Origin of the sequence: Fictibacillus sp. 5RED26 (assembly GCF_015903895.1) — a bacterium.
Lineage (GTDB): Bacteria > Bacillota > Bacilli > Bacillales > Fictibacillaceae > Fictibacillus > Fictibacillus phosphorivorans.
Map to the genome: position 1 here is coordinate 278,806 of NZ_JACZDU010000003.1, position 20,760 is coordinate 299,565.

General features: G+C 40.0%; 23 protein-coding genes. 6 read left to right on the forward strand and 17 right to left on the reverse strand.

The window, feature by feature from the left end:
- Window positions 1–132 precede the first annotated feature (132 nt).
- The 9 genes from IHV10_RS14215 to IHV10_RS14255 form a co-directional block, all read right to left on the reverse strand.
- Complete coding sequence (locus IHV10_RS14215; protein ID WP_197130821.1) at window positions 133–1,437, reverse strand: pyrimidine-nucleoside phosphorylase; 1,305 nt, start codon at window positions 1,435–1,437, stop codon at window positions 133–135.
- An 88-nt stretch (window positions 1,438–1,525) separates the two neighbouring features.
- The gene (locus IHV10_RS14220) at window positions 1,526–2,338 is read right to left on the reverse strand and encodes a purine-nucleoside phosphorylase (RefSeq protein ID WP_197130827.1); all 813 of its coding nucleotides are present in this window, start codon (window positions 2,336–2,338) and stop codon (window positions 1,526–1,528) included.
- Between the two features lie 24 nt (window positions 2,339–2,362).
- Window positions 2,363–3,547 (reverse strand): phosphopentomutase, encoded by a 1,185-nt coding sequence (gene deoB / locus IHV10_RS14225; RefSeq protein ID WP_197130829.1) that lies wholly within the window; start codon window positions 3,545–3,547, stop codon window positions 2,363–2,365.
- Between the two features lie 113 nt (window positions 3,548–3,660).
- Window positions 3,661–4,551, reverse strand: a complete 891-nt coding sequence (xerD, locus tag IHV10_RS14230) for a site-specific tyrosine recombinase XerD (RefSeq protein ID WP_197130831.1) — start codon at window positions 4,549–4,551, stop codon at window positions 3,661–3,663.
- A gap of 11 nt (window positions 4,552–4,562) precedes the next feature.
- Window positions 4,563–4,793 carry a YqzK family protein gene (locus IHV10_RS14235; protein ID WP_370568628.1) on the reverse strand — a complete coding sequence of 77 codons (231 nt, stop codon included), beginning with the start codon at window positions 4,791–4,793 and terminating at the stop codon, window positions 4,563–4,565.
- 203 nt (window positions 4,794–4,996) lie between these two features.
- Window positions 4,997–5,467 carry a Fur family transcriptional regulator gene (locus tag IHV10_RS14240; RefSeq protein WP_144699257.1) on the reverse strand — a complete coding sequence of 157 codons (471 nt, stop codon included), beginning with the start codon at window positions 5,465–5,467 and terminating at the stop codon, window positions 4,997–4,999.
- A gap of 120 nt (window positions 5,468–5,587) precedes the next feature.
- On the reverse strand, window positions 5,588–6,223 hold the full coding sequence (spoIIM, locus tag IHV10_RS14245) for a stage II sporulation protein M (RefSeq protein ID WP_066395870.1): 636 nt from the start codon (window positions 6,221–6,223) through the stop codon (window positions 5,588–5,590).
- A 62-nt stretch (window positions 6,224–6,285) separates the two neighbouring features.
- Window positions 6,286–7,452 carry an endonuclease Q family protein gene (locus IHV10_RS14250; RefSeq protein ID WP_197131189.1) on the reverse strand — a complete coding sequence of 389 codons (1,167 nt, stop codon included), beginning with the start codon at window positions 7,450–7,452 and terminating at the stop codon, window positions 6,286–6,288.
- Window positions 7,453–7,474: 22 nt separating this feature from the next.
- Window positions 7,475–8,023, reverse strand: a complete 549-nt coding sequence (locus tag IHV10_RS14255) for an NUDIX hydrolase (RefSeq protein WP_197130834.1) — start codon at window positions 8,021–8,023, stop codon at window positions 7,475–7,477.
- 98 nt (window positions 8,024–8,121) lie between these two features.
- Here IHV10_RS14255 and mciZ point away from each other — a divergent pair, with 98 nt between their 5' ends.
- Together mciZ and IHV10_RS14265 are read left to right on the forward strand one after the other, a co-directional pair.
- Window positions 8,122–8,256, forward strand: coding sequence for a Z-ring formation inhibitor MciZ (gene mciZ, locus IHV10_RS14260; protein WP_066395881.1), 135 nt, complete (start codon window positions 8,122–8,124; stop codon window positions 8,254–8,256).
- Between the two features lie 127 nt (window positions 8,257–8,383).
- Window positions 8,384–9,295 (forward strand): aldo/keto reductase, encoded by a 912-nt coding sequence (locus tag IHV10_RS14265; protein WP_197130837.1) that lies wholly within the window; start codon window positions 8,384–8,386, stop codon window positions 9,293–9,295.
- 49 nt (window positions 9,296–9,344) lie between these two features.
- Here IHV10_RS14265 and IHV10_RS14270 read toward each other — a convergent pair whose 3' ends face one another.
- From IHV10_RS14270 to IHV10_RS14285, 4 genes are all read right to left on the reverse strand, one after another.
- Window positions 9,345–10,514 (reverse strand): thiolase family protein, encoded by a 1,170-nt coding sequence (locus IHV10_RS14270; protein WP_197130840.1) that lies wholly within the window; start codon window positions 10,512–10,514, stop codon window positions 9,345–9,347.
- Between the two features lie 84 nt (window positions 10,515–10,598).
- Window positions 10,599–11,252 carry a CoA transferase subunit B gene (locus IHV10_RS14275; protein WP_197130845.1) on the reverse strand — a complete coding sequence of 218 codons (654 nt, stop codon included), beginning with the start codon at window positions 11,250–11,252 and terminating at the stop codon, window positions 10,599–10,601.
- Window positions 11,253–11,268: 16 nt separating this feature from the next.
- The gene (locus IHV10_RS14280) at window positions 11,269–11,961 is read right to left on the reverse strand and encodes a CoA transferase subunit A (protein ID WP_197130847.1); all 693 of its coding nucleotides are present in this window, start codon (window positions 11,959–11,961) and stop codon (window positions 11,269–11,271) included.
- 44 nt (window positions 11,962–12,005) lie between these two features.
- Window positions 12,006–13,205, reverse strand: coding sequence for an acetyl-CoA C-acetyltransferase (locus IHV10_RS14285; protein WP_197130850.1), 1,200 nt, complete (start codon window positions 13,203–13,205; stop codon window positions 12,006–12,008).
- Window positions 13,206–13,351: 146 nt separating this feature from the next.
- Here IHV10_RS14285 and IHV10_RS14290 point away from each other — a divergent pair, with 146 nt between their 5' ends.
- Window positions 13,352–14,257: a hydroxymethylglutaryl-CoA lyase gene (locus tag IHV10_RS14290; protein WP_197130851.1), complete on the forward strand. Its 906-nt coding sequence runs from the start codon at window positions 13,352–13,354 to the stop codon at window positions 14,255–14,257.
- Between the two features lie 20 nt (window positions 14,258–14,277).
- On the opposite strand, the gene IHV10_RS14295 is transcribed toward IHV10_RS14290, so the two are convergent.
- On the reverse strand, window positions 14,278–14,616 hold the full coding sequence (locus IHV10_RS14295; RefSeq protein ID WP_197130853.1) for an iron-sulfur cluster biosynthesis family protein: 339 nt from the start codon (window positions 14,614–14,616) through the stop codon (window positions 14,278–14,280).
- The gene (locus IHV10_RS14300; RefSeq protein ID WP_197130855.1) at window positions 14,617–15,168 is read right to left on the reverse strand and encodes a PadR family transcriptional regulator; all 552 of its coding nucleotides are present in this window, start codon (window positions 15,166–15,168) and stop codon (window positions 14,617–14,619) included.
- Window positions 15,169–15,332: 164 nt separating this feature from the next.
- Here IHV10_RS14300 and IHV10_RS14305 point away from each other — a divergent pair, with 164 nt between their 5' ends.
- On the forward strand, window positions 15,333–18,497 hold the full coding sequence (locus IHV10_RS14305) for an efflux RND transporter permease subunit (RefSeq protein ID WP_197130857.1): 3,165 nt from the start codon (window positions 15,333–15,335) through the stop codon (window positions 18,495–18,497).
- A 50-nt stretch (window positions 18,498–18,547) separates the two neighbouring features.
- Here IHV10_RS14305 and IHV10_RS14310 read toward each other — a convergent pair whose 3' ends face one another.
- On the reverse strand, window positions 18,548–19,009 hold the full coding sequence (locus IHV10_RS14310; protein WP_197130859.1) for a hypothetical protein: 462 nt from the start codon (window positions 19,007–19,009) through the stop codon (window positions 18,548–18,550).
- Between the two features lie 220 nt (window positions 19,010–19,229).
- On the opposite strand from IHV10_RS14310, the gene IHV10_RS14315 reads away from it, so the two are divergent.
- Complete coding sequence (locus tag IHV10_RS14315) at window positions 19,230–19,493, forward strand: hypothetical protein (protein ID WP_197130862.1); 264 nt, start codon at window positions 19,230–19,232, stop codon at window positions 19,491–19,493.
- 3 nt (window positions 19,494–19,496) lie between these two features.
- Here IHV10_RS14315 and IHV10_RS14320 read toward each other — a convergent pair whose 3' ends face one another.
- A complete protein-coding gene (locus IHV10_RS14320) occupies window positions 19,497–20,150 on the reverse strand; it encodes a TVP38/TMEM64 family protein (RefSeq protein WP_197130869.1) in 654 nt (217 codons plus the stop codon).
- Between the two features lie 93 nt (window positions 20,151–20,243).
- On the opposite strand from IHV10_RS14320, the gene IHV10_RS14325 reads away from it, so the two are divergent.
- The gene (locus tag IHV10_RS14325; protein ID WP_197130872.1) at window positions 20,244–20,492 is read left to right on the forward strand and encodes an HPr family phosphocarrier protein; all 249 of its coding nucleotides are present in this window, start codon (window positions 20,244–20,246) and stop codon (window positions 20,490–20,492) included.
- Window positions 20,493–20,760 lie beyond the last annotated feature (268 nt).

The following is a 20,760-nucleotide window of genomic DNA, read 5'->3' on the forward strand; positions in this document are numbered from 1 at the left end:
TTCCCTCCATTCATATAGTATTATTTTTTCCATATTTTTTCACTTTATACCGGATCTTCCAACCATTTCGAAGTTCGAGAAAACAAAAAAATGACCCTAGAGTACTAACTCTTGGGTCATTTTTGGTATTCATTATTTCTTAATCTCTTTATAAACAAGTGGTGGAGCTTCTACAGCATCTTTCGAAATCGTATAAGCCTCACGAATTTTCTTCTTCACTTCTTCTACATTTTCAGTATTGCTGTAGATGGTTACAAGTGAATCACCTTTTGAAACTTGGTCACCGACTTTTTTGTTAAGCATTAATCCGACAGCTAGATCGATCTCAGATTCTTTCGTAGCGCGACCTGCACCTAAGATCATTGCCGCCGTACCAATCTCATCTGCAACAATTTCAGAAACATAGCCTTCTTCATCTGCAGCTAACTCAAATGTATGTGCAGCTTGTGGCATTCTTTCTGGATGATCAACCACTGATTCGTCTCCACCTTGAGCTTTTAGGAACACTTTTAATGTTTCAAGTGCTTTTCCAGAAGCGATTACTTCTTTTAGCATCTCACGTGCTTGCTCGAGTGAATCTGCTTTTTTCGCAAGATACACCATGTGAGAACCTAAAGTTAAGCAAAGTTCTTCAAGGTCTTTTGGTCCTTGACCATTAAGCGTATCGATTGCTTCTTTGATCTCTAAAGCATTTCCGATCGCAAGACCTAGAGGTTGGCTCATATCAGAGATAACAGCCATCGTGTTACGTCCTACCGCATTACCGATTTTCACCATTGCGTTAGCTAATTCTTCCGCTTCTTCTGGTGTTTTCATGAATGCTCCCGCACCTGTTTTTACATCAAGGACGATTGCATCAGCACCAGCTGCGATTTTTTTACTCATGATCGAGCTCGCGATCAATGGGATAGAGTTAACTGTTGCCGTTACGTCACGAAGACCATACAGCTTTTTATCAGCTGGTGTCAGGTTTCCGCTCTGTCCGATAACAGCAAGTTTATTTTTATTTACAAGGTCAATAAATTCTTGGTTGTCGATCTCAACGTGGAACCCAGGTACAGCTTCCAATTTGTCGATCGTTCCACCTGTATGGCCAAGTCCTCTTCCCGACATTTTCGCTACAGGTACATCAAGTGCAGCAACTAATGGAGCTAGAACAAGAGTCGTTGTATCACCAACACCACCCGTTGAGTGCTTGTCTACTTTAATCCCTTCGATCGCAGAAAGGTCAATCTGATCACCTGACTCTACCATCGCCATCGTTAAATGCGCGCGCTCTTCAGTTGTCATATCTTTAAAGTATACAGCCATTGCAAATGCAGACATTTGATAGTCCGGAATATCACCTTTTGTATAATTTTGAATAATAAAATCGATCTCCGCTTTTGTTAGTTCTTTTCCATCACGCTTTTTTTGAATTAAATCAACCATTCTCATGTTAATAGCACCACTTTCTTATCACTTCATATGAACATATTTTTAAAAGTTAAATTAAATACTTCGGACTTCACGCAGAGACTGTCTGCTAGATTTCCTTAACGATTCCTTTAACTAAAGAAAGGAAATTGGCTTTTACCATCTCCGTAGTTTCCATAACCTCATCATGTGTTAACGGCTGATCTAAGATACCTGCTGCCATATTCGAAATACACGAAATTCCAAGTACTTTCATTCCAGCATGACGTGCGATGATCACTTCTGGAACCGTAGACATTCCTACAGCATCTGCTCCCCAAACACGAAGCATTCTTACTTCTGCTGGCGTTTCGTATGAAGGACCGGTGTTACCTGCGTAAACCCCTTCTTTTAATGAGATGTTTAAGTCTTTTGCTACACCACGTGCAACGTCCTGTAGAGACAACGTGTAAGCTTCACTCATATCTGGAAAACGAACGCCAAACGAATCATCATTAGCACCGATTAACGGATTGTTACCAAAGTTATTGATATGATCTGTGATCAGCATAAGGTCTCCAGCTTCAAAATCCTTGTTAACACCGCCTGCAGCGTTCGTTACAACGATTGTTTCAACACCGATCAATTTCATCACACGAACTGGAAACGTTACTTTTTCCATCGAGTATCCTTCGTAATAATGAAAACGCCCTTGCATCGCTACTACTTGTTTTCCAGCAAGCTCACCAATAACAAGCTGTCCAGCGTGACCTTCTACAGTCGATACAGGAAATTCAGGAATATCTGAGTATGGTATTATAACTGGGTTTTGAATTTCTTCCGCAAGGATTCCTAGACCAGAGCCTAAGATCAAACCTATTTTTGGAGTAGAAGTAAGTTTTGATTGAATAAAATCTGCAGATGTCTGTAATTGTTTTGACATGTTCATTTCCCCCTTAACTTAACCTTAAAGTTGATTTAAAAAGCTTTGACCGATACTTGGTTTTTTCACATCATAAATCTCAGCGATGGTCGCACCAATATCAGCGAACGTGTTCCCTACGTTAAGTTCTTTACCTTCTTTAATTCCTTTGTAATACACCATCAATGGCACATATTCACGCGTGTGATCTGTACCATGATGAACAGGATCGTTTCCATGGTCAGCTGTGATGATAAGCAGATCGTCTTCTTTTAGCTTTTCAAGAACCTCTGGCAATCGAGCATCAAATTCTTCTAATGCCTGACCATATCCTTTTGGATCTCTTCTATGTCCGAACAATGCATCAAAATCAACCAAGTTCAAAAAGTTTAGACCTGTAAAGTCTTCATCCATGGATTTTACAAGCTTGTCCATCCCATCCATGTTCGATTTCGTACGAATGGCTTTCGTCACACCTTCACCGTCAAAGATATCAGAGATCTTACCTAGTGCGATGCTGTCGTATCCTGCGTCTTCTAACTCGTTCATAACCGTTCTTCCGAAAGGTTTTAGGGCATAGTCGTGACGGTTAGACGTTCTTTCAAATGCTCCTGATTCACCTTTAAACGGACGAGCAATGATTCTTCCTAACATATACTTGCCTTCACGCGTCATTTCTCTCGCCGTTTCGCAGATTTCATATAATTCTTCTAGCGGAACGACATCCTCATGAGCTGCAATCTGCAACACAGAGTCAGCAGACGTATAAACGATCAACTTTCCTGTTTTCACATGCTCTTCTCCGAGCTCAGTAATAATTTCAGTACCTGACGCAGCTTTGTTCCCTAGAATTCCTCTACCCCATTTTTCGGTAAGCATGTCGATCAACTCATCAGGAAAGCCATCCGGAAACGTTTGAAAAGGTTCTTGTATGTGAAGACCCATGATCTCCCAATGTCCCGTCATCGTATCTTTACCATTTGAAAGTTCAGGAAGTTTCGCATAATGTCCGATTGGATTCGTTGCTTTCTGAATTCCTTCCATCGTCGAATCAATGTTTCCAAGACCTAGCTTTTCCATGTTCGGAACGTTGAGGCCGTTCATCTCACGTGCGATGTGCCCTAGCGTGTGAGCTCCTTTATCTCCGAATTTTTCTGCATCTGGCGCTTCACCAATTCCTACAGAATCCATTACGACTAAAAATGTTCTCTTAAAACGTGATTGTTTCATTTTGTCCTCCTGAAATTCGTACATTCACTTTATTTACTATTTCCTTATAGCAGAAACAACAAACAAATTCTTGATGATGTCAGAAGTCTGACATCTTATCAAAAAAAGAAAGCTCACGCCCTCGGATGGAAGGCGGAGTATACATCTTTTAATCTTGTTTTCGTTACATGGGTATAAATTTGTGTTGTGGAAATATCAGCATGTCCTAACATCTCTTGCACTGCACGCAGATCCGCTCCGTTTTCTAATAGATGAGTTGCGAACGAATGACGAAGTGTATGCGGTGTAAGTTCCTTTTCGATATGAGCTTTTCTTGCTAGTTGCTTTAATATCTTCCAAAATCCCTGGCGAGACAAACGATTTCCGTGATGATTCAAAAAGAGTGCATCTGTCTTCTTGCCTTTTAACATGATTGAACGTCCATTTTGCAGATATCGTTCGATTGCTGTTTGGGCCATCTTTCCTAAAGGGATGATTCTTTCTTTGTTCCCTTTGCCGATACAGCGGATGAATCCCATATCTAAATGGACATCTCCTATATTAAGCTGCACAAGTTCTGAAACTCGAATGCCAGTTGCATACAAAAGCTCGAGCATGCCCTTATCTCTTTGTGAGAATGGATCGTTCGCAGCAGGTGTGTCTAACAGTGCTTCAACCTCATCTGTAGATAGAACTTTCGGAAGCTTCCGCTCTGTTTTAGGTGTTTCAATATGTACAGAAGGATCTTGATTAGAGACCTTCTCTCTTAAAAGAAACTGGTGAAAAGACCGAATAGACGCAATGTTGCGCGCTAGCGTCGTGGAAGCCTTACCATTCTCTTTTAAAAATAAAAGATATCCCATTATATGATTACGGTCAATCTCATGAATAGTTTCAAGAGATTCGACTTTTTCGAGATACCGTACATATTGAGTTAAATCTCTCTTATAGGAGTCGATTGTGTTCTTTGAGAGGGCTCGTTCTACAATAATGTATTGAAGAAAATCCTGAACATGATCGTTCACTCTACCCCTCCTTACTCACCGGTCTGATAAAAATAAAAAAGTCTTTTTACAGCGTTTGAGTCCTTATCAGAACTCAAGTTAAAGACTTTAACAGCTTTACCTTTTGGTTCGTCATATCTATGATAGTTTTCATATTCTTGATTAATCCAAAGCAAACCGAAATAAAACACGAGCGTGCAAATTGAAAAAGCAAAGAACACCTTTGTTGTATTCCAAACCATTTTCATCCAGGAAATCATCATGTCCACCCCTGTCCTCATATAGTACAGGTTATGCCCACATGTTCCCCGATTATACATAAAAGTTGAATCTACACATCATACGTTACCCGATTCTTGGGACTTTGTAAATATTCTTTGCCTAATATCTTCTAAATGAGTGTTAATTCCTCTTAGATAATAGTTCCCGATTTCAATGTTATAGAGCAAAATACAAAAAGGAAGCGCTACTCTTCGCTTCCTTCACCTTCATTATTATCCTTAGGATGACACCTGTGACAGATTCCATGAAATGTCAGTCTGTGATCTTTAATTTTAAAATTCCAGCCTTCTTCAACTACTTTTTCCACATCGCCAAGAAGGTCTTCTTGTATTTCGTCCACCGCTCCACATTCGATACAAACGAGATGATGATGAAAATGATCAGCACCTTCTGTTCTAAGATCGTAACGGGATACCCCATCCCCAAAGTTAATCTTATCGACTACCTTAAGTTCGGTTAAGAGTTCCAGAGTACGGTAAACGGTCGCCAAACCAATCTCTGGCGCCTTTTCTTTTACGAGCAGATAAACATCTTCCGCACTTAAATGATCTTCTTCGTTTTCGAGGAGGACTCTCACGGTCGCCTCACGCTGTGGAGTCAGCTTATAACTTTGTGAATGCAGCTGTTTTTTGATACGGTCGATTCTGCTTTCCATACCCTTTTCCTCCTTATGTATGCACAAGATAATTATAAGCAAGGAGAAAAAAGTTGTCAATTTAAAGTCATTTTAATTAACGATTTAAACTTATTATAAACAAATAATTATTCTTTCTAGTTATATTGACCATTTGATTACTTGTTCCATAAGGGCTGGAGTAAAAAAGGCTTCCATCGTTGAAGCAAGTAATACCATGACACCTACACCCGCGACTAATAATGTATATCTTAACAGCTGAGGCAAAAAGGGCATGTGGTGCCTTTTAAAAGCCAGTTGACGGATCATTTTAAAAGAAAAAGCAACTGCAGCGACTGTTACGATAATAAAAGCAGGTATTAATAGTACGTTTTGTGGGAGAACAGATACAAATGATAATAAAAAACCGTACCATCCCATTTGATTCACTAAGAATCCTACTGTAAAACCGATCACGACCCCTTTTAAGAACAGCATAACTAAAATAACAGGCAGCCCGATTACAGATAAACCTAGAATCCACATGAGACCCATATATTTTAAATAATGGCCAAAGCTTTGAAAGAACATGTCTGTTTTGCTCGTAAAGCCACCTTCAGCAGCTTGAACAAAAAAACGTGATAAATACGTGTATAGATCTTGTTTTTGATTCAGACTCAACGAATTAACGATGATTGCCCCAAAAATGACACCCATTAAAAAGAGAACACCAACAAACGCATATAACGTTTTATTTTCTTCAAGATGCCGCTGCATGTAATAGCGCGCACTCTCCATATGTAAGCCTCCTCCACCGAATCTCTTAATCCTATTCTATGAATCAGGGGAGAAGGTATGTCTTATTTTTTACTTTTACTAGGATGATTGAGAATTACTTTTCCGTAAGTTCCGCCTCCACCTATTTGGACAGAGAGTTCTCCATTTCTAGCAGATAGGATCTGTTCTGCTATAGCTGGTTTAACAATTTCCTCCAGCTGACTTTGGGTAGAAGAATGTATGATATCCATGTCTGTTCCAATCGCTTCACGCAGTTTCACTAAAGATTTTGGACCTAATCCTGGTATGAACTCGAGCGGTATCTGATGAATATATGGGGGTCTGTTTACTTTACTTGTTCTTGTACCTTGAAGTTCATTGATCCGGTCGTTGACTCCCTTTATGAACTTCTTACTTCCACATTTAACGCAATTCACACTGTTTGGTGGGTATACTTCAAAACATGTTTCACAAACCGAATTATAGTATTTACCGAGATAAGGATTGAGACCATAATTTGCAATGATCTCTCTACCATTTTTTCCTTGAAGAGCCATTTTAAATTCTTTAAACGATGGTTTCTTTAAGGAGAGCATTTGATATTCACGCGCGATTTTCTCTAATGAATGGGCATCAGAATTGGTTAGGAAGGTGAATGGAGAAAGCTCTTCAAGCCGAGATGCCATCTCGGTATTTGAACTTAAACCTAGTTCAACACCATCTATCAAAGCTGGATCTAACACTTCCATTAGAGAAGAATCTACTCCTTTTCCGTATAAACTTTTGAACGGAGTAAAAATATGGGCTGGAATAAATAACCCACCAGCGTTCTTCACAAACTCCTGAAGTTCAAGAGCACTGCCGTACATCCGTTGAGAACTTAGATGGATGTTCTTCATTCGAGGAGTTAGCCATGCACTTAAACTCTCCATCGTAGCAAGACTCGGCATATATACAAGAACGTGGATCGGCCCTTTACAATGTTCATCGTTTATCTCAATCTCGGCCCCTGGTATTAGTGTTAATCCATTAATCAATAAGCCGCCTTCTTCGAGCTCTTGCAAGTAACCATTTTGTGCAAGTTCTTTTAATTCCTGAAGTACTTCAGGCGAATGACAATCGATGATTCCTATGACATCCATACCTTTTACATGTTTGGCTACGCGTAAAATATTGCGAAGTGTCAGGGATCTTGAACCTGTAATCTTGATCGCTTTTCCTGTTTGAGATGCTCCGATGTGAATATGCATATCTGCAAAGAACGGCAGAAGTTTATTTTTTGACTGCACGGTTTAACTCCATATACATGACACTGTAAGCTGTTTTTGCATCATGAATTTTTTCTTGTTTCATCAATTCTTTCGCTTCATCTACGCTTATTTCAAGTACGTTTAAGAATTCATCTTCATCTGTCATCTGGTCACCTTGTTTTGTAAGAGTGTTCGTATAGTAGAGATGAATCAGTTCATCTGCAAATCCTGGAGAGGTGTAGAAAGAGCCGATGGACTCCATAGATTCGCAAGCAAAGCCCGTTTCTTCTAACAACTCACGCTTGGCGCATTCTAATGGATCTTCTCCTTTTTCAAGCTTACCTGCTGGAATTTCAATGATCGTCTTTTCGAGTGGTTTTCGGAACTGCTCTACCATTAACATTTTACCTTCATCTGTTACGGCTAGTACCGCTACTGCTCCAGGGTGTTTAACAATCTCTCGTTTCCCTATCTTCTTATTAGGTAGTTCTACTTCTTCTATATATAGATCAATGATTTTACCGCTGTATACCTGTTCTTTGCTTACCGTTTTTTCGTATAAGTTTTCCATATTCCACACTCCAATGGTCTATTTATCTTCTTTTCTACATAAAGTCTATCATACTTTGGAATACTGCATTTAATAGGACGATAAGGGAGGCATAGCAGATGAAGATCTATCTTCAACCTAAAGGGATCACGCTTGTGGGCAAGGCTTGGCAGATCAAATATATGCTACAAAATTATAGTAAGCAGCATGAACTTGTTCAAGACTGGATCAACGCCACTTCTCCGAAAAAATAAACGCACCTTGACGGCTGACGATGTGAATTTTTATTCGCATCTTTTTTTGTGCGGAGTTTTTTCTTTTTTCATGTCATTATGATAGGTTTAGAACAGAAACAAATTGAATGAAGTTGAGGTGAAAAGGATGAAAAAAAGAAGACTAGGTTCTTCTGATCTGTATGTGAGTGAACTGAGCTTAGGATGTATGTCACTTGCTCCCGAGTTAGGGAACGAGAACGAGAAAATCGTGAAGACTGCGCTCGATCATGGTATTAACTATTTTGACACAGCCGATTTATACGGGTTTGGGTGGAATGAAGAGTTTATTGGCAAAACACTAAAAGATGTTCGACAAGACATCATTCTTGCTACAAAAGGCGGAAATGATTGGAGTCAACCTGGAGACGGTTGGAAGTGGAATCCTTCTAAAGCTTACATAAAATCCGCCTTAAAAGACAGCCTAAAACGTCTGCAAACTGATTATATTGATCTTTACCAGCTGCACGGAGGGACGATCGATGATCCCCTGGATGAAACGATCGAGGCTTTTGATGAACTCGTGTCTGAAGGATATATTCGTTATTACGGTATTTCATCTATACGGCCGAACACGATCAACTATTTTGCAGAGCACTCGAATATTCAAAGCATCATGATGCAATACAGTTTGTTGGATAGACGTCCTGAAGAACTGTTTCCTTTTCTCGCGTCAAAGGATATAAGTGTTATCGCAAGAGGGCCTGTTGCAAAAGGGTGGTTGAGTGAAAAAGCATTTCAAAAGAGTGCTGATGGCAAGTTTCTTCATCATACCGGCGCTGACATACAAAAAAAGATCGAGAAATCTAAAGATGTCTTAGGTGATAAAAACATCACACATGCAGCGTTGCAATATGTGTTGCAACAAAAGCCAGTGGCAACGGCGTCTGCTGGTGCAAGCTCTGTTGAACAACTTTTAGAAAATATCAAAACCTTTGAATCTCCACCATTAAGTGAAGCTGAGTCAGAGTCATTGCGCTCTATTTTTCCAGCTGAAATCTACGAAACGCACCGAGCATAATCCAATAGAAAAAGTCCCGTTGCAGCGATATCGCTTCACGGGACTTTTTTTATACTAGTTTTAGTAACATCGCAATTCCTTGCCCACCGCCAATGCATAGGCTCGCTATTCCATACTTTTCTTGACGATGTTTCATTTCATAACTCAATGTAAGCAACAGCCTTGCACCACTTGCACCTACAGGGTGACCGAGTGCAATCGCTCCTCCATTCACGTTCGTTTTTTCGCGGTCTAATTGTAATTCTTTTTCTACAGCTAAGTATTGAGAACTAAACGCTTCGTTGATTTCAAACAAACCAATGTCATCGATGGAAAGACCTGTTTTTTGCAGCAGTTTCTGAATCGCAGGTACAGGACCAATTCCCATCACCGATGGATCGACGCCTGTTACTGCCCATGAAACGATCTCTACGAGCGGTTTTAAACCTTTCTCTTTGACCGATTTTTCGTGAGCAAGAATAAGCGACACGGCGCCATCGTTAATAGAAGAAGAATTCCCTGCTGTAACTGTTCCGTCTTTTTGAAAAGATGGCCTCAATTCGCCAAGCAAAGAAACAGATGTTTCAGGTTTGATCCCTTCATCCTCTGTAAAAAGAGCTCCGTTTTTTAGTGGTACTGAAACGATTTCTTTTGTAAATCTTCCACTCTCTCTTGCTTCAGCCGCTTTTCTATGACTGAGACTTGCATACTCATCTTGCTCTCCTCGTGTAATGGAATATTGATCAGCTAAATTTTCAGCTGTAATACCCATGCCACACCCAATGTATTCATCACTCAACGTCTGAAGTAGCATATCATCAAACGTGATTGGGCCAAACTTTTGATTATGAAACCGGTGGTAAAAAGAAACGTGTGGCGACTGTGACATATTTTCAATGCCTCCAGAAAGCGCGATTCCTTCTTCCAGATCACGTAGATTCTGCATCGCTGAAACGACAGCTTGCAATCCAGATCCACATAAGCGGTTGACGAGCATGGCAGGAACGTCTGCTGGCACTCCTGCTCTTAAAGCAGTATGTCGCGCTACATATGCGGCATTCTTGCTCGAATGAATAACATTACCATAAACTACATCCGTTATATCTGCTGGAGAAATGTTGGCACGTTTCATCGCCTCTAGAGCAGATATCTCACCTAAGTCTGTTGGACTCACACCGGTCAAGGATTTTCCATATGATCCGAACGGCGTTCTAGCCCCATCTATAATATAGATAGCCATGTGATTGCACCTCATTATTTAAAAGATTAAGAACTTTGTATGGATCATAAACTTTATCGTGCATGGCATATAGTGAAGAACTTATTAATAAGCGTTTAGCTTAACATCCTCTGCAACAGATAGTTTTGCCTCTGTGGAATTTACTACATCCTCAACAGAATATCCTTCTGCTACTTCTCTTAACACAAGACCTTTATCAGAAACGTCCATAACAGCACGATCGGTGATGATTCGTTCTACGACACCTTTTCCTGTTAGGGGAAGCTGACATTGTTTTAAGATCTTACTGTCACCCGCTTTGTTCACATGTTCCATGATGACGATGATCTTCTTTGCTCCATGCACAAGATCCATCGCCCCACCCATTCCTTTTATCATCTTACCTGGAATCATCCAGTTAGCTAGATCACCATTCTCTGAAACTTCCATTCCGCCTAGTATCGCGATATCAATGTGACCGCCACGTATCATGGCAAACGACTCAGAACTGTCAAAATAAGAAGCTCCTTTAATTGCCGTTACGGTCTCTTTCCCTGCATTGATCAGATCGGGATCAACTTCACTTTCAAGCGGATAAGGGCCGATCCCTAAAAGTCCGTTCTCTGACTGTAGAACGACTTCTTTGTTATCGGAAATAAAATTGGCAACCATCGTTGGCATTCCGATCCCTAAATTTACATAAAATCCTGATTCGATCTCTTTTTCAGCTCTTTTAGCAATTCTTTCTCTAATATTCATAATGGTCTCCCTCCTCTTACCCTTGTTTTACAGTTAGTCGTTCAATGCGTTTTTCTTGTGTTCCGACAATCAACTTTTGAACATATACTCCTGGTGTATGTATGTAATCTGGGTGCAGATCACCGATCTCAACAATCTCTTCTACTTCAGCAATCGTCACTTTTCCTGCCGCCGCAATCATCGGATTAAAGTTACGAGCTGTTTTGTTATAGATCAGGTTCCCTGCTTTATCTCCTTTTGCTGCGCGAATCAAGCTGAAGTCAGCTACAATTCCCTCTTCTAGCAGATATTCCTTATCGTTAAACGTACGTGTTTCTTTTCCTTCAGCAATCGGTGTTCCTACTCCAGCAGGTGTGTAGAACGCTGGAATTCCTGCACCGCCTGCCCTAATTCTTTCAGCAAGTGTACCTTGTGGAATCAAGTCTACTTCTATCTCACCTGATAATACTTGTCTCTCAAACTCTTTGTTTTCACCTACGTAAGAACCTACCATCTTTTTGATCTGTTTGTTTTTTAGTAAAAGGCCAAGACCCCAATCGTCCACTCCACAATTGTTCGAAATGACGGTAAGATCTTTCGTTCCTTTTTCTACTAGTGCTAAGATTAAGTTTTCAGGAATTCCAACAAGTCCGAACCCCCCTACTAAAAGGGTAGATCCATCTTTTATATCTGCTACAGCTTCAATTGCTGAGTTCAATATTGGTTTCATTTTTCTCTCTCCTTTTCATACGATCATTGTCTTTAATCATTCATTTATTTTTCTTCATTCTCAAAAACCGATGCTACCCCTTGGCCACCACCAATACAGAGCGTTGCAAGACCACGTTTTGCATTTCTGCGTTTCATCTCATGAAGCAATGTCACGACAATCCTTGCTCCACTTGCTCCGATTGGATGCCCGAGTGCGATCGCTCCACCGTTCACATTCAATTTTTCTTTATCAAATTCAAGATCCTTGCCAACAGCTAACGATTGACTCGCAAATGCTTCATTTGCCTCAACAAGGTCAAAGTCATTCATGCTTAACTCAGTCTTCTTTAACAGTTTCTTAACGGCTTCCACTGGTCCGATACCCATCACTTCTGGTGCAACACCCGCGCTCGCGTTGGCTTTTACGACGGCAATCGGTTTTAGTCCTAGTTCTTCGGCTTTCTTTCTGCTCATCACAACAAGTGCTGCTGCACCATCATTGATGCCTGACGCATTACCCGCCGTAACCATGCCATCTTTCTTGAATGCCGGGCGAAGTTTTCCTAACTTTTCAGCCGTCGAACTCGGCTTCGGATATTCATCTGTATCAACTATAAGCGGATCACCTTTACGTTGAGGAATTTCAACCGGTGTGATCTCGTCATTAAATTTCCCTTGTTCTTGAGCTTGTGCACATTTTCTTTGGCTTTCCGCTGCGAACTCATCTAGCTCTTCACGAGACAATGAGTGGGTCTCACATAGATTTTCCGCTGTAATTCCCATATGATAATCACCAAATGCACACCATAATCCGTCTTGAATCATGGAATCTACCATAGGAGCGTTACCCATTCGAAGTCCATCCCTTGCTCCGTTCAAAAGATAAGGAGCTTGGCTCATGTTTTCCATCCCGCCGCAAACGATAATATCTGCTTCATCCAGCCAGATTGTCTGACACGCTAGATGAATAGCCTTAAGACCTGAACCGCATACTTTATTAATGGTCATACTCGATACTTCATTCGGCAATCCAGCTTTAATGGCTGCTTGTCGGGCTGGGTTCTGTCCGAGGCCTGCTTGCAGAACATTTCCCATGATGACTTCATCTACTGAATCATGTGGGATACCCGCTTTTTTTAATGCATCTTTAATCGCGATAGCTCCTAAATCTGTTGCGGCAATCGTTTTGAAACTTCCCATAAAGCTTCCGATCGGTGTTCTGACAGCGCTTACAACTACAGCATCTCTCTCCCTTGAAACCATGACTAGTCTCCTCCTTGTAGATCTCTTTTTAAATTTCTGAAAATTCCTTTTTATCATACCATAACAAGTTAAATGTGTTGCAACAGACGATTTTTTTTAGTTAAAATAACATTAGGAAAACGTTTTCAAGAAAGGGGTTTACATTAGTGGACTTACCTGAACGAGTTACGCTTATAGAAGTCGGGCCGCGAGATGGCCTTCAGAACGAGAAAAATTTAATACCTGCAAAAAATAAGATAGAATTCATTTCACTACTAAAAAATGCAGGTTTTCAAGAAATGGAGCTCACCTCGTTCGTTTCACCGAAATGGGTTCCTCAAATGCAAGATGCATCTGTAATTATCGATAGCTGCCTAGACGATCAACGAAACTTTGTCCTTGCTCCAAACCAAAAAGGAATCGACTTAGCTGTTGAATCTGGAGTGAAGCATATCGCGGTGTTTGTCGGTGTCAGTGACACGTTCAACAAGAAGAATATTAACAAATCTACAGAAGAGAGCATGAATGAATTAAGACCTCTGATTCAAGATTTAAAGCGCAGAGGATTTTTTGTTAGGGCTTGTATCTCTACCAGTTTTTATTGCCCGTTCGAAGGAAAGATCGATGAACAGGATGTTTTAAAAATTTGCCTGGACTTTGAGGAGATGGGTGTTGATGAACTGAGTGTGGCAGACACAATTGGTATGGCTAATCCATCAGAATGCTTTGAACTGTTTACCCTTTTAAAACATCATCTGAAGGGTACAACACTTTTAACCGCTCATTTTCACGATACGAGAGGAATGGCTCTCTCAAACATTTTTGCGAGTCTTCAAGCTGGCATCGACCGCTTCGATACTTCAGCAGGAGGCCTTGGCGGATGTCCATTTGCACCCGGAGCTTCAGGCAACGTAGCATCTGAAGACGTTGTTTACATGCTTTCTCAAATGGGAATATCAACAGGTATTAACCTTGATAAACTGCTTGAAGCAGCAGCTTACATATCTCCTCATCTTTCAAAATCTGTTTCAAGCAAGCAGTTTCAACTGTTAAAGAACGTTCCTCAGCATTAACAAAACAAAACACGGGCTTCTTACATGCCCGTGTTTTGTTTCGTTCTATCGTAAAATTTCATTGAAGGATTCAGCATCTCTCCAGGGCTTTTTAATGAAAAGTGGTTGCCTGTTGGAGCATCGATCGTCATCTTTTCAGCAAAGAAAACTGCTGTATTGTACTCCATGAAAAGATCTGGACCATTCGTCTCAATTTTTGTATCGTTTTCTTCTGTTTGATCAACTAGGACTAGGGCAGCTACACCACTCACAACGCAGCCGCAACCTTCTGTATCATGTTTGAGTTTTAAATAACCTGCATTACCTTGCATCTTTTTTTCCAAACGCTCTAATGCTGTGTCAGTAAATACGATTTCCATTTATTTTTCTAACTCACCCTTCTTTTTTAATTCTTTTATTGCCCAATTACACCAGGACAACCAGCTCTCCATGTATCGTATGGCAAATTCAATAGTTAGATATTCACCCAACTCATTCTCTTTGTACGTACCGTTCGGAAAATGATCGTCTAACCATTGCTTTGTCATCTCTAAACCCATTTTATGATGATTCTTACTCGTCTCTAAAAAGTTTATCGCTTTGTCTGTAGGGATAAAATGAAACATAGATACCCTTAACAACAGATCGTCTTTAAGCTTTGGTGCATTTACAGGTTTATTCAGCATCCATTCTAGCAACTGTTCAAAACCTTTATCCGTAATCGCATATATCTTCTTATCTGGATAATCACTTTGCTGTACGGTCTTAGATTGTGTGAGTCCTTCTTCTTCCATCTTTAAAAGTTCTCTATAGATCTGCGTGTGATGGGCTGTCCAAAAATGAATAACTGTTTCTTTAAATTGCTGTGTTAACTCGTAACCTGTTGCTTCATTTTTCGCCAATAAACCTAACAGCGCATACCTTAACGCCATGTGATACCCTTCTTTCTTTCTGTACTGTTTTGCATTGTAACACATTTTTCACAATTTTTTTATCCTTAATACTTGATATAAATCTTATACAGCTATTATATTATAGATAAACATATGTGAAAATACACATATGCAAAATAAAAACATACGTAGGAGAGGAAACAATGAACTGGTTAACACGATTTAGTTTAAAAAATCCAGTAGCAATATTCATCTTTTCATTTTTACTCATTGTTGGTGGAGTCTTCTCGTTCACGAATTTAAAAGTGGACCTACTCCCAAATGTTGAGTTTCCACAACTGACCGTTCAAACCGTTTATCCAGGAGCATCTCCTGAAGATGTGAACGAGCAAGTAACAGACAAACTAGAAACTCAACTGAAGCAAGTAGAGGATGTAAAAACCGTTAAGAGTTCTTCAAACGAAAGTATATCTATCATTAGTATGGATTTCCCTTTCACCGCAAATATGGATGAAGTAGAAGATCAAGTCAAATCCATCATTTCAGAAACGGATCTCCCTGAAGATGTAGAACCAGAGGTAAGTCGTTTCTCATTTGGAACCATTCCTATCTACAATATTTCTCTATTCCCTGAAAAAGAAGGAGAAAACATTCAAGCATTCGTTAATGACGAATTGGTTCCAGAACTTAAAAAGATTCAAGGTGTGAACAACGTATCTGTAGGTGGCGTTAAAGAAACATTCGTCTCGATCACACTTGATAAAGAAAAAGCAAAAGAAGCCGGCATCACCTTAAACGCCGTTAAAGAGGCGATTAACAGCCGTGACCTTTCATTCCCTGCTGGTACCGTAACCGATGACTCGATTACAGTCCCAGTTCGTGTTGAAGAAGTGGTCGATACGGTTGCTGAGCTTAAGAAGATTACAATTTCCTCAAGTCAAGGCGCACCTGCTCAGTCTCCAGGTGGAGCTGGCGGAGGAGCACCTGGTGAAGCAGGTCAACCAGGAGCTGGAGGCGGTGCTCCAGGCGGACAAAGCGCACCTGGTGGAGCACAAGCACCTCAAGCACCAGCAAGCTTAAAGCTTGGTGATCTTGCTGAAGTTAAGGAAACAGATGATGTTAGTGAGATTACAAGATATAACCAAAAAGCTTCACTTTCTATGGCCGTAACAAAGAAACAAGATGCAAATACGGTCGAGGTCGCTGACAAAGTGCTAGAAGTCCTGAACAAAAATAAATATGATGATAAGTTAGATTATGCTGTTGGTTTCGGCCAGGCGGAAGGTATTAAAGATTCTGTAAACACACTTGTTAAAGAAGGATTGTTTGGAGCATTATTCGCTTCATTAGCAGTACTTATATTCCTTCGAAACTTTAGAGCAACAATCATTGCGATCATCTCGATCCCGCTTTCACTGCTCGTGTCAGCTATCTTCCTAGACCGCCTTGATATCACATTAAATATTATGACACTCGGCGGAATGGCAGTTGCCGTCGGACGCGTTGTAGATGATAGTATCGTGGTTATCGAGAATATCTTTAGAAGAATCCGTAAAACGGATGGTGATTACGATCGTGATGAGCTGATCATTGACTCTACACGCGAAATCTTAAAAGCAATCGTATCTTCTACGATTACAACCGTTGTAGTATTCTTGCCGCTTGGTCTTGTCGGTGGTATTACAGGTGAGTTCTTCTTACCGTTTGCTTTAACCGTTGTATTTGCATTATTAGCATCACTGATCGTTGCTGTTACAATCGTACCTATATTAGCAAAATATGCATTTAAAACCGTTAAACCAGAAAAGAACGATGGTCCATTGCAACGTGGTTATGAAAAACTGATCAAAGCCTCATTGAACCATAAAATTCTAGTTCTTTTCACTTCATTCATTCTTTTAGGCGGATCTTTCTTCCTTGCAACAAAGCTTGGAATGGTGTTCCTGCCGAATGAAGAACAAAAAACATTAACGATTAACGTTGAATTACCTGCAAGTACAAATGTAACAAAGACGAACGAAGTGTCTTTAGAAGTTGAAGAGTACCTCTCTAAGCGCGGTACGATTGAAGATGTAACAGCTGGTATCGGTTCTCGTGATTTCCAAACCGGTCTTAAGCGTCAAAATGTTGCCAACTATTTTGTTAACCTCAAAAAAGAAGCAAACATTGATACAGAATTAAAAGAGCTAGAAAAAGATATTAAAGAGATCACAGACGAAAAAGCAGAAGGAACCGTAATCAGCTTGCAGGAAGTTTCAAGCGGCGGGCCTCCAGCTAATAACGAAGTTAATATTGATCTATATTCAAACAACTTAGAAGATCTGCAGAAAGCAGCAAGTGAAGTTGAAGAGTACATGAAGACGATTGATTCGATCAAATATGTATCAAACAACTTCAAAGATACACAAAAACAATGGGCTGTTGACATTGATACCGAAAAAGCAGCTGAAAAAGGCGTATCAGGCTTCGCTATTCTAGGAGCAGTCTCAGATGTAACAAAACCTGTTGAGGTAGGAGAACTTACATTAGACGGCGATCAAAAGAATGTGAAAGTCGAATATGACGAAGCAGTTAAATCTCTTGATGAGATTAAGGATCTAACTGTATTTGGTTCATCCGGTCCGGTTAAAATCTCAGACGTTGCCGAAGTAACTGAGAAAGACACAGTAACTGGAATCCAAAAGCTTGATGGTAAGATTTATGCACAAGTTTCTGCACAAGTAAAAGGAGACAACGTTCAAAAAGTAACACAAGACGTTATTAAAGGCGTTGAAGATAATGTAGACCTTCCTTCATCTGTATCTACAGAAGGTGGCGGAGGAAGCGAAGAAACGATGGATACGTTCAAAGATCTTGGCCTTGCGATGCTAGTTGCGATCGGTCTCGTTTACTTAACGATGTTGATCACATTTGGTCGAGCACGCATTCCGTTCATCATCCTTTCTTCCCTCATATTCGTTCCTGTTGGAGCAATCGGAGGATTATACTTGATCGACGAACCATTATCTGTGAGTGCGATGATCGGAATACTCATGCTGATCGGTATCGTTACGACGAATGCGATCGTATTGGTAGACCGCATCGGACAAAACCGTGAGATTAAAGGTATGCCAGTTCGCGAAGCGCTGTTAGAAGCTGGTAAAACTCGTTTACGTCCGATATTAATGACAGCATTTGCGACAATTGCAGCATTAATTCCACTTGCATTAACAACGTCGTCAGGAACACTGATCTCTAAAGGATTAGCGATCGTTGTAATTGGTGGTCTAACGACTTCTACACTATTAACATTGATCATCGTACCTGTTCTATATGAGTTATTCTTTAGAAGACAGGCGAAGCGTGAAAAAGCTAAATTAAATTCCTAAACAAAAAGAGTACAGCCCGGGTTTTACTTCCGGCTGTACTCTTTTTTGCTTTATGTAAGAGCTGCAAAATAATAGTTGGCATCCCACTGAGCTTGTACAAAAAATTCGTAAGCCATATAGCACTTGTATACAGCATATATACCGAACAGTGCAACGATCCCCATGAGTTCCCTTTTTCTTTTCGCAACCTTTTTATAGAAGATATACCCTATCATTCCAATAAAGATCAGATATAAAATATAGATAATTAAGGAGAATTTTTGTACGCTCATCTCATTAACGGCTTCCCTAAATTGATCTAGCTCTCTTTGATTATTTTTATCCTCTTTAAGCTCACTCTGTTTTTTGCCGTCACCTATACTCCAAGTCAATGTTTCACCATCTGCTTTTATGTTGTAGTGAAAGTCCCCTGCCTTTTTCTCAGCAACTATCTGTGGTGAAGCAAAAACACAAGTTTGGGACAGATTTAAAAGAAAAACAATCATGACAAAAAGCTTAAATGAAATTCGCAATCAAACTCCCTCCCATTTGTAGTCCGCTTCCCTTTATTATCTCCGTGACCTCTATACCTCACATTAGTCGGCCTATTATAGTTTAAAGAATTACCCTTCTTTATTCTAAAGCACTACATACTTTTCCATCATTTTGCACATCGGGACTATAGACCTTGTTTCGTCCACTCTACTAATGGGAAATATATCAGCAATCATCTCGTACAGGAGGCTTCAGATTATGAAACAAATCTGCTCTCAAAAAGTAATCGTTACCGCTAAATATACAGTGAGTAAAGCCATTGAGATTATGCATTCTGCTAAGAGACTTAACAGCCAGCTATTTTTAAGTAAAGATGGTATTACCATTCATGCTACAGGATTATCACAGCTCGTAGCATTCTTTTTAACGTTAAAAGAAGGAGATTCTTTTCTTTATATCGTTGAAGGTGCTGATGCTGAGTCAGCGATGAGTCTGATCTTACCTCCAGAGCAACCTTCTTAATTTCTACAACCCTACCTTTGCCTTCATCTTCTTCTTAAATATCATGGGTAGACCGACAAGGACAAATAAAAGAGTAGTGCCGATCCAAACAACTTTTTTGCTTCCAGACGTCATGGAGGTACCTAAGTACGTGTAAGCAATTGTTCCAGGAATGATTCCTATTGCTGTAGCGATCGCATAGTCTCTAAACTTTACCTTTGTTAAAGAAGTTAAATAACTAACGAGATCGAAATTCAATACCGGAAGCAACCTTAACAATAGAACAAATCGAATGCCTTCTCTTTCAATCTTGTTGCGTACTTTTTCGTAGTTTTCGTTTTTCCATTGTTTATTTTTCTTAAAACGGCCAAGGCGGTTGATCGCGAAATACGTTAGGAGTCCTCCTCCTAGCGATCCGAGATATGTATACAGACATCCCCAATAAAAACCAAACGACAAACCGCTTGTTATGGCAAATATGGAAGATGGAAATAACACAAAAGGCCTCACTGTATAAAGGACAACAAAGATAAAAGGTGCGATCCATCCCCACTGTACGATCCAATTTCTAAATTCTTCAGGACTAAATCCCTTATAATTCTTTTGCAGCCAGAGAAATAAAATGATTAAGCCAGCAACCAATAACGTAAGATATAGCCACTTTTTTGTAGGTTTCATGTTTCCTCCATGTGAAAGTTTCATTTAGTAAGCATTTTTCCTTCTTATGCACATATCCATACATAGTGTGATTGGCAAAGGAGGTCATCTATTATGATTGTAAAAGCTACTCGGCCTATTTATGCAGAGCGTGCTGCTAAACTTGTTGAACTAACAGGCAGTTTTACAGAATCTATCTATTTGCAAAAAGGAGACCGAACAGCTGACGGAAAAAGCTTTCTCGGTATCATCGCGTTGTCTATCTATCCAGAGGATTTTGTTGAAATTATTTGCGATCCACCTAATACTGAGCTAAAAGAAAAGATACTTTCATCCGGACTTTTTGCAAGCTGTAAATCTTAATCTAATTGCTCTTATTATTATCTTATTACACCGAACTCCTCTTTGGCTATTTCTTCCTGACTTATAAACTGTAAATGGCCAACTGAGTGAGTTAGAGACAACTAAAACACTTATTTTGTGGTGACGTGATCTTCGCACCTCAATAGGATGCATGCTTTTTCGCGTACACATGATTAGGATGATTATGTAATCAAATAAAGGCTTCGCATGAAATTCAACCCCATGCGAAGCCTTATTTTTCCTGTTTAAGAAAACTCGTGAAGAAAAT

Coding starts and splice junctions, on each gene's coding strand:
- IHV10_RS14215 (WP_197130821.1), bottom strand. CDS start 1,437: ATGAGAATGGTTGATTTAATTCAAAAAAAGCGTGATGGAAAAGAACTA.
- IHV10_RS14220 (WP_197130827.1), bottom strand. CDS start 2,338: ATGTCAAAACAATTACAGACATCTGCAGATTTTATTCAATCAAAACTT.
- deoB (WP_197130829.1), bottom strand. CDS start 3,547: ATGAAACAATCACGTTTTAAGAGAACATTTTTAGTCGTAATGGATTCT.
- IHV10_RS14235 (WP_370568628.1), bottom strand. CDS start 4,793: ATGATGATTTCCTGGATGAAAATGGTTTGGAATACAACAAAGGTGTTC.
- IHV10_RS14240 (WP_144699257.1), bottom strand. CDS start 5,467: ATGGAAAGCAGAATCGACCGTATCAAAAAACAGCTGCATTCACAAAGT.
- spoIIM (WP_066395870.1), bottom strand. CDS start 6,223: ATGGAGAGTGCGCGCTATTACATGCAGCGGCATCTTGAAGAAAATAAA.
- IHV10_RS14250 (WP_197131189.1), bottom strand. CDS start 7,452: ATGCATATTCACATCGGAGCATCTCAAACAGGAAAAGCGATCAAGATT.
- IHV10_RS14255 (WP_197130834.1), bottom strand. CDS start 8,023: ATGGAAAACTTATACGAAAAAACGGTAAGCAAAGAACAGGTATACAGC.
- mciZ (WP_066395881.1), top strand. CDS start 8,122: ATGAAGATCTATCTTCAACCTAAAGGGATCACGCTTGTGGGCAAGGCT.
- IHV10_RS14265 (WP_197130837.1), top strand. CDS start 8,384: ATGAAAAAAAGAAGACTAGGTTCTTCTGATCTGTATGTGAGTGAACTG.
- IHV10_RS14270 (WP_197130840.1), bottom strand. CDS start 10,514: ATGGCTATCTATATTATAGATGGGGCTAGAACGCCGTTCGGATCATAT.
- IHV10_RS14275 (WP_197130845.1), bottom strand. CDS start 11,252: ATGAATATTAGAGAAAGAATTGCTAAAAGAGCTGAAAAAGAGATCGAA.
- IHV10_RS14280 (WP_197130847.1), bottom strand. CDS start 11,961: ATGAAACCAATATTGAACTCAGCAATTGAAGCTGTAGCAGATATAAAA.
- IHV10_RS14285 (WP_197130850.1), bottom strand. CDS start 13,205: ATGGTTTCAAGGGAGAGAGATGCTGTAGTTGTAAGCGCTGTCAGAACA.
- IHV10_RS14295 (WP_197130853.1), bottom strand. CDS start 14,616: ATGGAAATCGTATTTACTGACACAGCATTAGAGCGTTTGGAAAAAAAG.
- IHV10_RS14300 (WP_197130855.1), bottom strand. CDS start 15,168: ATGGCGTTAAGGTATGCGCTGTTAGGTTTATTGGCGAAAAATGAAGCA.
- IHV10_RS14305 (WP_197130857.1), top strand. CDS start 15,333: ATGAACTGGTTAACACGATTTAGTTTAAAAAATCCAGTAGCAATATTC.
- IHV10_RS14315 (WP_197130862.1), top strand. CDS start 19,230: ATGAAACAAATCTGCTCTCAAAAAGTAATCGTTACCGCTAAATATACA.
- IHV10_RS14320 (WP_197130869.1), bottom strand. CDS start 20,150: ATGAAACCTACAAAAAAGTGGCTATATCTTACGTTATTGGTTGCTGGC.
- IHV10_RS14325 (WP_197130872.1), top strand. CDS start 20,244: ATGATTGTAAAAGCTACTCGGCCTATTTATGCAGAGCGTGCTGCTAAA.